Below are 12,810 nucleotides of genomic sequence, written 5' to 3' on the forward strand. Positions count from 1 at the left end.
AGCGATCAGCGCCCGGTCGAACCGGGGACCACCGGGGAACCAGCGATCGGCGAGCGCCACGAGTCCGGCGAAGGTCGCCAGCATCGTCAATTGCCCTGCTGCGCCATAAACATGTTTGCTCGAGGGCGTGAGGATGTCGACCTGCCACAAGCCGCCCAGTGCCATACCGGTAAAGGCGAGGGCGGCGGCGAAGGCCTCCTGCCGATAAGGCGAGCGGCCAGCAGCCATCAGGCACGAAAGAGCGCCGAACAGCCCGACCACCATCAGTCCGATCGACGGGAACAGGCTTTTCAGCCGCCATTGGCGAATGGCGATATCGATCGTGCCGGGCGGGGCCACGATGACCGCTCCGAGGAAGGCGCGGCAACATTCCCGTCGCACTTCGATCTCGATACGGTTGTCACCTGCGCGCAGAAAGGCCGGCGGCACCACCCATTTGCCCCCGAGGCGTCCGCCGCGCCAGGCCGGCGAATCCGACATGGGAACGTAGTTTCCGTTGACCAGAAGCCGGGCCCATCGATTGAAGCGCGAGGCGAAGACGATAAGCCCCTCAGCGGGCTGATCGAGCACCTTATGCCCGATGAAATGCGTAAGGCGCGCCGGTCCGAGATAGTAGTTCGGGCGGCCCTCGACCTTGGTCTGCTGGCCATCGGGCCCGACCATCAGCACGTCCGTCAGCCGGTTCTGTTCGAAGACCGGATCGGCGACCAGAGGGCGCACGAGCAGGGCCATGCCCCAGAACAGCAGCTGGACGATGGCGATCGCAACGATGAGGCGGACGGCATAAGGCCGATCGGATGCGGCTGGCTGGCCATCCACTTCCGCTATCGAGACAGCACGACTTTGCATACGTTTGCCCTGCCGCAAAGCCACGCATCTGAAAAGAGGGGAAAATCAGCTCGCTGGCCAGATATGGCACCATGAAACAGCCGCTGCCCTTTGCCGGTGCTGGGCATTACCCTGATCGGGCGGATGCAAGCGAACGTCTCATCAAGGTGAAAGACATGCGAAATTTTCAGGGATATCTGCCGGTCCTGGCCAGCGTCGCGGCAATGGCGATGGCGATGGTCGGACCGGTACAAGCCCAGGTCAAGGCGATCCCTCCCAAGAAGGTTGCACCCAGTTTCGATTGCGCCAAGGCCAAGCCAGGAACGATTGATCTGGTCATCTGCCAGGATCGCGAGCTATCGATCCTCGACCGCACGATGGGGCTGGATTACCAGCGCGCACAAATGCAGACACCTCCGGTGGAAAAGGGCAAGCTGCTGCGCGAGCAGCGCGAATTCATCGCCAACCGCAATTTGTGCATGAAGCGCAGGGCGGACCGCCAGCCGTGCATCGCCTTTGCCTATGAATCGCGTATTGAGCGGCTGGGCGAATGGATCGACCGTTCGGCCTGGCTGGGCGAATGAGCAGGAAGACATGAAACGCGCAACCTTGTCGGCGATGACGCTGGCGGTGCTGGCTCCGCTGCCCGTGGCGGCCAACGATACTCAGGCCAATGTCACCATGGGCGGGCTGATCTTCGAACCCAATGATCAGATCAGCATGGACAGCGAAGACCTGTTCCTGTCCCTCGATCGGGTGCGTGTCCGCTACACCTATACCAATCATGGCGACAAGCCGGTGACGCTGCTGGTCGCTTTTCCGCTGCCCGATGTGCCGCTGGAAGGGGCGGATCCCGAATGGGTCGAAGCCGCCTATCCCGATCTCGACCTCATCGACATGAAGACGCTGGTCAATGGCAAGCCAGCTGGCCTGATGCGCATCGATATCGCGAAGGTGAACGGCCAGGATGTCGACAAGCGGCTTAAGGAACTCGGCTGGCCGGTGGTGCACTGGAAGGACCCGGACTTCGCCGCGCGGCTCAATGCCCTGTCTGCTGACGACAAGTCGGCACTGGTGGCCGAAGGGCTGCTCACCACCGAATTCGTGACCGAGGGCGATGTCCGACCGGCCTGGACCGTATCCACCAGTTTCGTGCGCACGCAGACCTTTCCACCCGGCGTTCCGATCACGGTGGAGCACAGCTATTCCCCCATGCAGGGCGGCACCGTGGGCAGCGCATTGGGTCGCGATTTTCGCGAGAACGGGCGGCTGGATCCGGAGAGCGAATATGTCACCAAATATTGCGTCGATGACGCGTTCCTGCGCGGCTTCGATCGCAAGCGCTATCTGCCTTCGGGCAAGGAGAACGAGCTGTTCTTTCCGATCGAAAGCTGGATCGGCTATGCGCTCACGCCCGGTGCGAACTGGAAGGGGCCGATCAAGCGCTTTCGCCTGACGGTGGACAAGGGCGACCCCGACCGGTTGGTCAGCCTGTGCATGGACGGCATCAGGAAGGTCAGCCCGACCCGGTTCGAGGTGGTCAAGACCGATTTTGAGCCGGCACGCGATATCGACCTGCTGTTCGTCACTTTTACGCCCTTGGAAGGTGGGCAATAGCAAACTGGCATCCCATGATATGGGAGCCATTCTCCATGGGATGCCATTGCGGTTAACCCGCGTCTAACCCTGTTGTCAGCGAAATGCACGACAACAGGAGTAGACGATGCCCAAGTCCCAGAACCGCAAGAAACTGCTGATTAGCGCAGGCCTGTCGCTCGCCAATCTGGCGCTGATCGGCGGGATGGCACTTGCGGCGATCAACATGCCCGCGCAGGCGCAGGGCACCAATACCGGCACGGTGGAGCGTCCGAGCGGTGGCACCGCCTGCCCGTCGGGGTGGCGCACGGTGAGTGAGAATACCAAGCTGTGCGAACCGCAGGGCAGTCTTGCGCCCAAGATCTACGCCAAGAAGGAAAAGGAGACCTGCGCCAGCGGATATTACGAGGTCCATCGCCTGTGGTGTTCGACCAGGAAGCCGTGATCCGGCCCCGTCCCGATGATTTGCGACCTCTCAAGAGTTTCATGACATGAAGATGCTCACCATACTCGCCGCCGGTGCGGCCATGGCGTTTGCTGCCATTTCCTTTGCCAGCCCTGCGATGGCGCAGGGCACTGTAGGCCCCACCCCGGCCATTGGCTATCGGGGCTGCCCCAGCGGCTACAAGGTCGGCGGTGGCAGCAGCGAGACGAGCGACAAGACCTGTTATCCGCTCGGATCGAGCGCCCCTGCGGTCTATCCCAACCCGAACGGCAAGCCCTGCGCTGCCGGTTATCGCAAGGACGGCAAGTGGTGCACCGACAAGCCCGAAAGTACAATAAGCTACAAGGACCCGACCTTTGGTAACCTTACCAAGGCCGATGAATATGACCGCTGCCCGGTCGGGTATCACACCAGCGACAGCGCCCGTACGACCTGCGTTTCCTATCACCAGGACAAGTCGCCGAAGTCGCGACTGAAAAAGGGTGCGGCATGCGGAGCCGATGAGGTCGATGAATGGGGCCTGTGGTGCACATCAAAGACCACCACTCTGACGCGCGCTCAGGCTGAGGACGAAGCGATCTCGGACGTCAACATAATCTTCGCTCCTGCCGGAAGAGGGGCCACCCAGGGTGCCGATTACGAAAACACGCCCGGTCTGGTCGGCATATTCGGTCGCAAGGGTGGCGGCGCTTCTGCCGCGTCCGGCAGCAGCTCGGGCGATGGTCAGACCGCGCAGGCCAGCGGCTGTGCCAGCAGATCGGCGACCGGCGCCGCAATTGGCGGCGCGGTGGCAGGCGAGGGCGGCGCGGTGCTCGGCAGCATGCTCGGCGGCTTGGGCAAGAAGAAGAAAAAGGGCGGTTGCTGAACGATCAACCGCTCCCGCGAGGGGGCAGGGCACCCGCTAGCCGCCTTGCCCCCAACCCGCAATCCAGGGACAAAATCATGAAACGCACATTTGCCCTCGCCGCCGCTTTGCTGGCCGCATTCCCGCTGACCGGTACCGGATCGGTGGCCCATGCCCAGCCAGCACCGGAACTGGTCTTCTTGTTCCCGGTCAAGGACGGGATGGAAAGCGAACCGGTTTCGCAGATCCAGCTGACCTTCAGCACCGAAGTGACCATCAGCCATGTCGATATCGAGATGCAGGACGGACCGAAATTCGTCGTCTTCGATGTGATGGAGAATAATGGCGGGGGCCAGACCAGCATGGTGTCCAGCTATGACCTGCCCGTGCCGGTCGCTGCTCCCGGCCAGTATTTCATCAACTACGTGGCAGAGGTGAACCGCACGGATGGCACGATGGACACGGTGTCGGGCTATTCCTCGTTCGTCATTCTCGAGTGATGGTCATGCGCAAAATCCTGATCGCAGCGGCGCTTGCAGGTGCGCTTGCGACCCCGGCAGCCGCTGAAAAGTTGGAGCCGCGCGCCATGCTTGTCGCGTCCACTCCCGCCAGGGACAGCGTCGTCGCGGCGGGAACGGCAACGATCGAGCTCAGCTTTGCCGAGCCGGCAGAGGTGCTCAGCGTGAGCCTGCGTCTACCCGACGACAGCGAGATGACCGCCGAGCCGGAGGCGGGGGCCAGGCCCGGTGATCGCAAGACCCGGTTCCGCTACCGCCTGCCGCAAGCGTTGCAGCAGCCCGGAAGCTACAGCCTGTCCTACCTGCTGGTTTCCAGGTCGTTCAAGTCGCTGAACGGATTCATCGATTTCCGCATCGAGGGCGAACCCGCCCCGCCAGCGACGGAGGAAACCGTCGCAAGCGAACCCATGGAGACAGAACAATGATCCGCACCCGATTTGCCCTTGCCGTTGCTTCAGCCCTTGTCCTGACCGCAAGCGGCACCGCGCCGGCGCTTGCCAAGGTCGATCCGCAGGACGGCAAGCCCAGCTTCAACTGTGCCAAGGCGCGCAAGGGCAGCATCGATGAGGTGATCTGCTCGGACTACGAACTGTCCAATCTCGATCGCGAGATGGCGCGGCGGTATGTCAACGCGCAGAAGCAGACGCCGCGCGCGGCCTGGCCCGATCTGATCGGCGAACAGCGCAAATGGATCGCCAGCCGCAACCAGTGCATGGGCGGCAAGGGAAAGCGCATCGCCTGCATCGCGTTCGCCTATGAGAACCGCATCCTGCGGCTGGTCGAATGGGAGGATGGCAGCGCGCTGGATTGATCCCCCCGATATTCCCAAGAGTTCTTCGAGATGTCGATGGCGCCGGTCAATGCGACCCGTACCGGCGCGATCGACCGGGAGCGCGGCACACCCCCCGCGCTCCCACAACCCGCAGGTGGCTGCGGCAGCCTCCAGATACCGTCTACACTGGTTCGACGGAACGCCAACACGGCCGCGCTACTCGGGTGCTCGCTCGAGCCTGGATCGGTACCAGATGATGATCAGTCCCGATGCGCCGAACACCGCGCATAGGGCATGGGCCGACCAGAAGACCAGGATCGAGAGGGTGCTGAACTGGCTGGCCAGGGCGGTGCTGACCAGGCTAGCGGCGAACAGCGACAGATAGAATCCCGCCATGGCCGTAGCCGCGAACCCTCTTGCGCTCGATTGACCGAACATGGCCATGACCGCGGGCAGGATATTGGCGAGGCCGAGGCTGTTCAGCAACTGGAACGCCAGTCCCCAATAGACCGGAACATCGCTCCGCCCGTGGATGCCGGCGGCCAGCACGATGCAGGCAGCCCCCGCAACGGCGAATACCGCGCCGATGGCCGCCTTGGTGGCGGGTCGGGTGCTGCCATGGCGGCGCTCATGGCGAGCCCAGAAGATTCGCGTCGCGCCGAGCGCGAAAAGGCTGAGCACGCCATCTGCCGCGATCATCCAGCTTGCAGGAAAAATCCACTGTCCCAGCGAAAGGACGAAGCCCGTATCCGCCCATAGCAGATAGGCATTGGCAATCTGGAAGTTCGTCACGCAGATCATGGCGACGCTGATGCCAAGGACGCCGATGGTCAGCATGTCACTGGCTGCAGGCAGGGTCGACGGATCTGGCACTCGTTCCAATTGCGGTTCGGCGACGGTCGATCCGGCGAAATGCGACCAGTAGACCAGAAGGCCCGCCAGCATCGCGGCGCATGCAAGAGCAAAACCTGCATGCCAGTCGATCCGCTCCGCGGCGGTCCCGATAACCAGCGGCGCCAGCAATCCGCCCAGGTTGACGGCAATGTAGAAGTGCCGGAAGCCTTCGACCCGCTCGCTGTCCCTGGCCTGGTAAAGCCCGCTCAACCTGGCCGCCGCGGGCCCCTTGAACAGTCCCGAGCCGAGGGCGATGGCACCGAGCGCGGGCAGCAGCGCCGCATCCACGACGAGAAGGCCATGGCCCGAGGTCATCAAAAGCCCACCTACGGTCACCGCGCGATGCTGGCCTATCAGTCGGTCGGCCAGCAGCGCCCCGATGACCGGTGCGATCGCTGCCAACGAAACGAACGATCCGACCACCACCGATGCCAGCGCGACACCCTTAGCCCCTGTCAGGCGGCTGAGGCCATCGAGCAGCCAGATACTGGCCGGGTCGCGCCCATCCGACAGCATTTCCGCCAGATACAGGGCCAGGACGCTCTGCAATCCGTAATAGGCGAACCGCTCGAATCCGACGGTCACGCACAGGCTGCGAACGCCCTTCGGCAGCGGAACGCGCTTGGTCATCCCCGAATGATCCCGCCTAGACCGGTGAACCGTTCTGCCATGACCTACGAATATTGCCCGGCGTATCACCGAACCATTGCCGGAAGGATCGGCCGAAGCTCGACATGTCGGTAAAGCCCAGCAGCCGTGCGACTTCGGCGAGCGAAATGCCGCTGTCTGCAATCAGCAACCGCGCCTTGGCCTTTCGCTCCTGTTCGACCAGCGCATGGAAGCTGGTGCCATGACGCGCCAGCATGCGGACCAGGGTGCGACTGGAGATGTCCAGTGCGTTGGAAATCTGCTTCAGCCGCGGTGCGCGATGGTCGCTGGCCAGCATCCGAGCAATGGCGTCGCGTATCCTTGCCAACTCGTCGGGTTCGCTGACGGACAATTCCATCGCCGCGATCTTGCTATGCGCCACCGCCCAGAGCAGCGGGTCATAATCGGGATTCTGGATCGACTGCCACCGGCTGGGAAAACGCAGCCGTTCGGCCTCGTCCGACTGCATTTTCCGACAGGCAAAGCCTGCCAGCATGGCCTGGGCAGCCGGGTCGCAGCATATTCGTGTTTCGAGCACCATCTCGGCGGGATCCGCGAAGGACAGCGCCTCGACCGCGCGGTAGACCAGCGCGAGCGCAGTGAGTGCGGAAAACTGGAACAGCGGTCCCATCGGCCAGGGTGGAGCCAGGCTGATGCCGATATGGTCTTCGCTTTCCTCGAAGGTGATCAGCACGAAAGGGTTCTGGCTGGCGATGGCCTTGACCACGGTGCGCAGCGCCTGACCGAGATCGGGGGCATGCAGCAGCGATAGCGTTCCGGCTGTTCCCATCACCGGTCGCGGCGCGGCCAGCATCTTGCCGATAAGCGCAAAGGCGTCGCAATTGTCGATGATGTTGCCGATGATGATCAGATCATCGGCCAGGCTGACCGTCCGTGGCAGTGGTCCATCGCACGCCAGCGAGGTGCCATGGCGGAGCCAGTCGGGCCAGTTCAGCCATTGGCCGAAATGCAGCGTGGTTGCAGTTTGAACCTTGAGCTGTGCCCGCCTGCCAAGCATGCTGATGGCAATTTCGGCATCCTCGCGGCCTGCACCGGCGGATCGCGGTTGAGCCGGAGCGGAAAGTTCAAGCTGCCTTCTGTCAAACTCCACCGACATTGTCTGGTGCCCCCGTGTCGCGCGTCCCGGCCCGACACCGCCATGCTATAGCAATTGTAACTTCAGTAAAAACAAAATGATGCGTCACTGTTTCGTTGTGCTGTGCCAGATACTTGGCGTCATTTGTCCATGCGATGGCGAGCTTTGACCATGGCCGTCGACGCAAGGGTGCAGCAATATATCTGCACTTTCGGGAATCACCCGATGTCGGCCGGGCGTGCCGGCGCATCGACTGGGGAGGCGATGAACATGCAAGCGATGCGTGCGATCGGATCAGCCTTGGGCCTCGCGATGGGCGTGCTGCTGGTGGCCGCGTGCAGCAGCGAGGCGCCGCAGCCGAATGCGACCGAGGCCATGGGCCAATCGCCTGCCGGTTTTGATTGGCCCGCCAGCCTTCCGGTCTTCGGCGATGGCTTCCCAGCTGCCGGCGCCCCGTGTCGCCGGATCGGGGAATCGGCGGCGACGGTCGATTTCCTGGACGACAGCGCATCGCTGGTCGGATGCCCGAACAAAGCCGAGGCCGAGAAGCTGGGCGGCACGGTTCTGAAGGACATTGATGGCGTGACGCTCGTCTCGGTGCCCAATGCGGCAGCGGCGCAGCCTGGCGACGGCGATGGACGGGGTGACAGCAAGGTCGCCGGGACCGACTATAATGCCACCGCCCAGCTGCGCTGTGCAGGCTATCGCGGCATGAAGCCGACGCTGTGCGATGCGGGGGTGAAGCGCAACCAGGAAGGCGGGCAGACGCTGGTTTTCATCGATTGGCCCGATGGGGTGAACAGCAGGATGCTGATCTTCGATCAGGCGGGGAAGATCGTGACGGCCAACACCAACGAGGCGGATGGATCGTCGAAATATCAGGTGCTGGGCAAGCGCGATGGCGACACCACGATCGTGACGATCGGGCCCGAACGCTATGAGGTGCCCGACGCCTTTCTGAAGGGTGACTGAGCCTTGAGTAGTGCGAGCGGCAAGGGGAGCACTCCATGGATTTCATGAGGCTTCTCAAGTCGCTCGAGGAACTGCTCTACGAAGTCATGGTGATGCTGGTGTTCTTCCCGCGGACCCTGTGGCTGACGGTGCGCCACCCGCAGCGGATGATGGACTATGCCGATACCGAACTCGGCGACGTGCAGTCCGAACAGTATAAGGACACGCTGAGCCCGCCGCTGTTCCTGATGGTCTGCCTGCTGGTCAGTCACGTGTTCGAGCGGTCGTCGGCCGCGCAGGCGGTAAAGCTGCTGCCCTCGTTTCTGACCGACACCCAGAACCTGCTGGTCTTCCGGGTGTTCATCTTCAGCCTGTTTCCGCTGATCCTGTCGCTGCGATTGCTGCAGCTGCTGAAGATCGATCTCGACCGCGACACGCTCAAGCCCGTCTTCTACAGCCAGTGCTTCGTCACCGCGCCGGTGGCGATGACCTTCGGGCTGGGGCGATCGTTCAGCCATGCAGGCTTTTCAGGCGCGCTCGAGATATCCTGGCTGATCTTTGCCGGACTGATCGCCTGGTATCTGGCGCAGCAGGCCTTGTGGTTCCGCGCCAAGCTCGACATCACGCTAGCGCGCGCCTTCGGCAATGCATTGCTGGGCTCGGCCATCGCCTCGTTTCTGATTATCGCGACCGCCACTGGGGTGGTGCTCGCCGGGCAGGGGAGCTGAGGCGATGCACGCGCCCATGAAGAGATTGGCACTGGCCGCCATCACCGTCGCGATCTGGGCGGTGATCACCTTGGGGTCGGCGCGGCTGCAGGTTTCCTCGACCATTTCACTGCAATCGCTGATCACCAGCCGCCTCGCCTGGGGGGTGGGCTCGGCAGCTCTGTTCCTCGTGGTCGTTGCCTGGCTGGCAGGATGGCGCGACCTCGGCTTTCGCAAGCCCCAGCCCTGGCGGAGCCTGGTGCTGCTCTGGCTGCCGGGGCTCTACCTGCTGGCGCTTGGCGCGACGGGGATCGTGCAGGGCCATTTGCAGCCTGCGGCGGTCGCGATGGTATTGGTCAACACCGCGATGGTCGGCTTCAGCGAGGAACTGGCCTTTCGCGGCGTGCTGTGGGGCGCGGTGCGCAGGGCGATGCCCTTCTGGCCCGGCTTTTTTCTCGTCTCGATGGCGTTCGGGTCGGTCCATGTCTTCAACGCGATCCTCACCGGGGAACTCCCGGCGGCCGGCGTGCAGGCGCTCAACGCCTTCATGAGCGGCTGTGCCTATCTCGCCATCCGCATCCGCATGCGCTCGATCCTGCCGATCATGATCGTGCACGCCGCCTGGGATTTCGTCGTCTTTCTGGTCGGCAGCGGCGCCGACCACGCGGCCGCGCCCGGTGCCGATACTGGCCTGCAGCTCGTGTTCGGCATTCTGCTGACCGGGCCGCTGTTTCTCTACGGGCTCTGGCTGGTGCGCAACGATCAGGTTCGCGCCGGATGGCGCGACGACAGCCTGGATCCATCGCCTTTCACCACAGGAGCAAAGCCATGAAACTACGTCTGCAGTTCGCCGCCGCCATTCTGACCGCAGGGGCTCTTGCCCTGCCGATGGGCAGCCAGGCCCAGGCCCCCATGCCCAAGCCCGAACGCGTCCAGTTCGCCAAGGGCACTTCTTCCAAGGCAATCAAGGGAACGCTGAAGGGCGATCAGTCGCGCACGTTCCTGGTTAATCTGCGTGCCGGGCAGAAGATGACGGTCAAGCTCGTGTCCAACAATGCATCGGCCAATTTCAATGTGACCGGCCCGGGTGCGATGGAGGCGATGTTCATTGGTTCGGTCTCGGGCAATGAATTTGTCGACACCATTCCTTCTTCGGGCGACTACAAGATCGACCTGTTTCTCATGCGCAATGCGGCCCGCCGAAACGAGTCGGTCAGCTTTAACATCACCATTGGCGCAACCGGCTGATTTTGGATCCATTTGCCGCCGATTGGCACGAATTGCACAGTCGGTGGCAACAAATGCCAAATGGTCTGGCACGGCAGATGTGTCAAACTTGCTGAACAGTTGGATAAGTTGGAACGGATTCGGGAGAACGGGGATGATGAGGCAGTTGAACATCGCGGCGGCATCGCTCGCTATTGTCGCGATGGTGATGACACCGGTTGCTGCAGCGGCGCAGGCCCCCGGATCGGTGCGCGATCTGGTCGGCGCCCGCGCTGCAGGCGGCGAGGACCAGCTCGAATACCGCGGATTTAACCGGATTTCCGGCCATGTCGAGGATGACAGCAAGATCAATTACTGGTGGAACGGCAACACCAAGGAATGCGTCAAGGTCGTCACCTATAACGGCAGTTTCCAGTCGCTGAACAAGACGACCAATGCCGATTGCAACCAGAAGGGTGGCAATGGCGACAAGGCGGCTGCGGTGGCGGTCGGCGCGGTCGCGCTGCTCGGTATCGCGGCGTTGGCCAGCAAGTCGCACCATCGCGGTGACCGCGATTATGACGAGCGCGGCACCGCCGATTTCGAGCGCGGCCATCGCGACGGCCTCTATAACCAGCCTTATCACAATTACAGTCGTTCCGACGCCTATTCGAACGGCTATGATTCGGGCGTGCGCGAGCGGGCGAGCCAGACCAGCTACCGTAACGGCTACAATTACGGCGGCGGTTATAGCGGCTATGCGGACTTCAACGACCTGCAGGGTCAGGAGCGCAATTACGCCACCGGCCAGTTGGCAAGCCGGGGCTTCCTGCAGCTCGACAACAAGAAGACCGATACCGGCCGGTACATGACGTATTGGCGGTCGCAATCGCGCCAATGCCTGATCCTCAATTCGCAGAACGGCTATGTCGTCTCGATCGAGAGCGTATCGCCCCGCACCTGCCGCGACTGACAGGACCGACCTTCAACGGGCGCACCAGCCCCGGGCAGAAGAGCGCGAACGCACCGGCCCGGCATGTTTGATCCTTTTGCCTTTCCAAAGGGGGGAAGAAACGCATGTCGATCACACGCTTCATCATAGCCGCCAGCGTGGTGGCGGGGTTGGCCGCCCCCGCGCCGGTGCTGGCGCGGGACCATCACCGGCATCGCGACCGGGACCGGGCGACGGGCGCGGCGATCGGTCTCGCCATTGTCGGCATCGCCGCGGCCGCATCGAGCGGACGCCGCAACCGCGAGGGCGATCGCAGCTATTATGACCGCGAGTACTATCGCGGCGGCTGGGGGAATAGCTACCAGGCCGCGAAGAACGTGGTCTGCTATCGCAGCCAGCGGCAATGCTATCGCAAGGGCTATTATTCGGCCGAATGGACCAGCCGCGAGTTCGGCTATGATCCCTATGATCGGGGGTATTGAGCGATGAAGCTGTTGATCCTTCCCGCCGCCCTGTCTGCCTTCGCCGCGCTCGCGGGATGCTCCGAAGGGCCCGCGCCCAAGGCAGAGGCCGCCACCACCGAACCCGATACCCAGGTGCATATGGACCTGACTGTCACCAGGGCGTTCAACGCCGCCATGACCAAGGCCGGGCTCGACGAGGGGCAGCGCAATGTCGTCAAGGCCATGGCGCACCAGCAGGCCGTGGCGATCACCTGCGCCGGTTTCAGCGTCAACAAGGCGCGCTTCGAAGACGAGATGAACATCATCTATTATGACGACAAGGGGAAGATGCTCGACGTCGATTCCGAGGCGCTGCACCTGCGCGAGCGGCAGGTGATGATGGGCTTCGGCATGGTCTTCGGCGCCCAACTGGCGATCGCTGCCAGCGACGAGAAGGCGTTCTGCGAACATGCCGAGGTCGAGCGCAACGCGCGCGACGCCAAGCATCTGGTTCTCGACCCACCAACGACAGGCTGATTTTGCACTGGCCTGATGCCAGCTACCGCCGCGCAACCGGGACAGGCGCGGCCGAATGAACAGGGGGGAGTCATGAAAGCATTGGCGGCGGAGTTTTTCGGCACGTTCTGGCTGGTCTTTGGCGGGTGCGGATCGGCCGTGCTCGCTGCTGCCTTCCCGGAATTGGGTATCGGCTTTGCCGGCGTATCGCTGGCCTTCGGGCTGACGGTGCTCACCATGGCCTATGCCGTGAGCGGGATTTCCGGCGGGCATTTCAACCCCGCCGTCTCGCTGGGACTTGCGGTTGCCAGGCGTTTCGCGTGGAAGCAGTTGCCGGGCTACTGGATCGCCCAGCTGGCCGGTGCGATCGTGGCGGCGGCGGTGCTGTTCGCCG

General features: G+C 63.0%; 18 protein-coding genes. 15 read left to right on the plus strand and 3 right to left on the minus strand.

From position 1 onward, the window contains the following. Window positions 1-849: hypothetical protein (locus AX735_RS22355; RefSeq protein ID WP_156447585.1), on the minus strand; the 849-nt coding region annotated here is incomplete at its 3' end. Between the two features lie 155 nt (window positions 850-1,004). On the opposite strand from AX735_RS22355, the gene AX735_RS22360 reads away from it, so the two are divergent. The 7 genes from AX735_RS22360 to AX735_RS22390 all read left to right on the plus strand — a co-directional run bounded on the left by AX735_RS22360 (window position 1,005) and on the right by AX735_RS22390 (window position 5,042). Next, complete coding sequence (locus AX735_RS22360; RefSeq protein ID WP_137776211.1) at window positions 1,005-1,412, plus strand: lysozyme inhibitor LprI family protein; 408 nt, start codon at window positions 1,005-1,007, stop codon at window positions 1,410-1,412. Between the two features lie 10 nt (window positions 1,413-1,422). Then, window positions 1,423-2,445 carry a DUF4424 family protein gene (locus AX735_RS22365; RefSeq protein ID WP_066284826.1) on the plus strand — a complete coding sequence of 341 codons (1,023 nt, stop codon included), beginning with the start codon at window positions 1,423-1,425 and terminating at the stop codon, window positions 2,443-2,445. Window positions 2,446-2,551: 106 nt separating this feature from the next. After that, the gene (locus tag AX735_RS22370) at window positions 2,552-2,869 is read left to right on the plus strand and encodes a hypothetical protein (RefSeq protein ID WP_066284827.1); all 318 of its coding nucleotides are present in this window, start codon (window positions 2,552-2,554) and stop codon (window positions 2,867-2,869) included. 46 nt (window positions 2,870-2,915) lie between these two features. Then, entirely contained in the window at window positions 2,916-3,734 is an 819-nt protein-coding gene (locus AX735_RS22375) for a hypothetical protein (protein WP_066284828.1), read from the plus strand. Window positions 3,735-3,811: 77 nt separating this feature from the next. Next, on the plus strand, window positions 3,812-4,213 hold the full coding sequence (locus AX735_RS22380) for a copper resistance protein CopC (protein ID WP_066284829.1): 402 nt from the start codon (window positions 3,812-3,814) through the stop codon (window positions 4,211-4,213). 5 nt (window positions 4,214-4,218) lie between these two features. Then, entirely contained in the window at window positions 4,219-4,656 is a 438-nt protein-coding gene (locus tag AX735_RS22385; RefSeq protein ID WP_171007861.1) for a copper resistance protein CopC, read from the plus strand. Continuing rightward, a complete protein-coding gene (locus AX735_RS22390; protein WP_066284831.1) occupies window positions 4,653-5,042 on the plus strand; it encodes a lysozyme inhibitor LprI family protein in 390 nt (129 codons plus the stop codon). Before AX735_RS22385 ends, AX735_RS22390 begins: the two co-directional genes overlap by 4 nt. Window positions 5,043-5,219: 177 nt before the next feature. On the opposite strand, the gene AX735_RS22395 is transcribed toward AX735_RS22390, so the two are convergent. Further along, window positions 5,220-6,527: a POT-type proton-dependent oligopeptide transporter gene (locus AX735_RS22395; RefSeq protein WP_066284832.1), complete on the minus strand. Its 1,308-nt coding sequence runs from the start codon at window positions 6,525-6,527 to the stop codon at window positions 5,220-5,222. Between the two features lie 16 nt (window positions 6,528-6,543). Next, complete coding sequence (locus AX735_RS22400) at window positions 6,544-7,662, minus strand: helix-turn-helix domain-containing protein (protein ID WP_082751265.1); 1,119 nt, start codon at window positions 7,660-7,662, stop codon at window positions 6,544-6,546. 249 nt (window positions 7,663-7,911) lie between these two features. Between AX735_RS22400 and AX735_RS22405 the strand changes: the two genes are divergently transcribed. From AX735_RS22405 to AX735_RS22440, 8 genes are all read left to right on the plus strand, one after another. Next, complete coding sequence (locus AX735_RS22405) at window positions 7,912-8,613, plus strand: hypothetical protein (protein WP_137776215.1); 702 nt, start codon at window positions 7,912-7,914, stop codon at window positions 8,611-8,613. Window positions 8,614-8,648: 35 nt separating this feature from the next. Then, entirely contained in the window at window positions 8,649-9,320 is a 672-nt protein-coding gene (locus AX735_RS22410; protein WP_066284835.1) for a hypothetical protein, read from the plus strand. A 16-nt stretch (window positions 9,321-9,336) separates the two neighbouring features. Beyond that, complete coding sequence (locus AX735_RS22415; protein WP_066284836.1) at window positions 9,337-10,131, plus strand: CPBP family intramembrane glutamic endopeptidase; 795 nt, start codon at window positions 9,337-9,339, stop codon at window positions 10,129-10,131. Next, entirely contained in the window at window positions 10,128-10,547 is a 420-nt protein-coding gene (locus AX735_RS22420; protein ID WP_066284837.1) for a hypothetical protein, read from the plus strand. The genes AX735_RS22415 and AX735_RS22420 overlap by 4 nt, the downstream gene beginning before the upstream one ends. 133 nt (window positions 10,548-10,680) lie before the next feature. Next, window positions 10,681-11,478: a hypothetical protein gene (locus AX735_RS22425; protein WP_066284838.1), complete on the plus strand. Its 798-nt coding sequence runs from the start codon at window positions 10,681-10,683 to the stop codon at window positions 11,476-11,478. Window positions 11,479-11,582: 104 nt separating this feature from the next. After that, entirely contained in the window at window positions 11,583-11,939 is a 357-nt protein-coding gene (locus AX735_RS22430) for a hypothetical protein (RefSeq protein ID WP_066284839.1), read from the plus strand. Window positions 11,940-11,942: 3 nt separating this feature from the next. Next, window positions 11,943-12,437 carry a hypothetical protein gene (locus AX735_RS22435; RefSeq protein ID WP_066284840.1) on the plus strand — a complete coding sequence of 165 codons (495 nt, stop codon included), beginning with the start codon at window positions 11,943-11,945 and terminating at the stop codon, window positions 12,435-12,437. Between the two features lie 72 nt (window positions 12,438-12,509). Then, window positions 12,510-12,810, plus strand: a 301-nt coding sequence (locus AX735_RS22440; RefSeq protein ID WP_231750227.1) for an aquaporin, incomplete at its 3' end; no start/stop codon positions are given.

Source organism: Blastomonas sp. CCH1-A6, from assembly GCF_001556365.1.
GTDB lineage: Bacteria > Pseudomonadota > Alphaproteobacteria > Sphingomonadales > Sphingomonadaceae > Blastomonas > Blastomonas ursincola.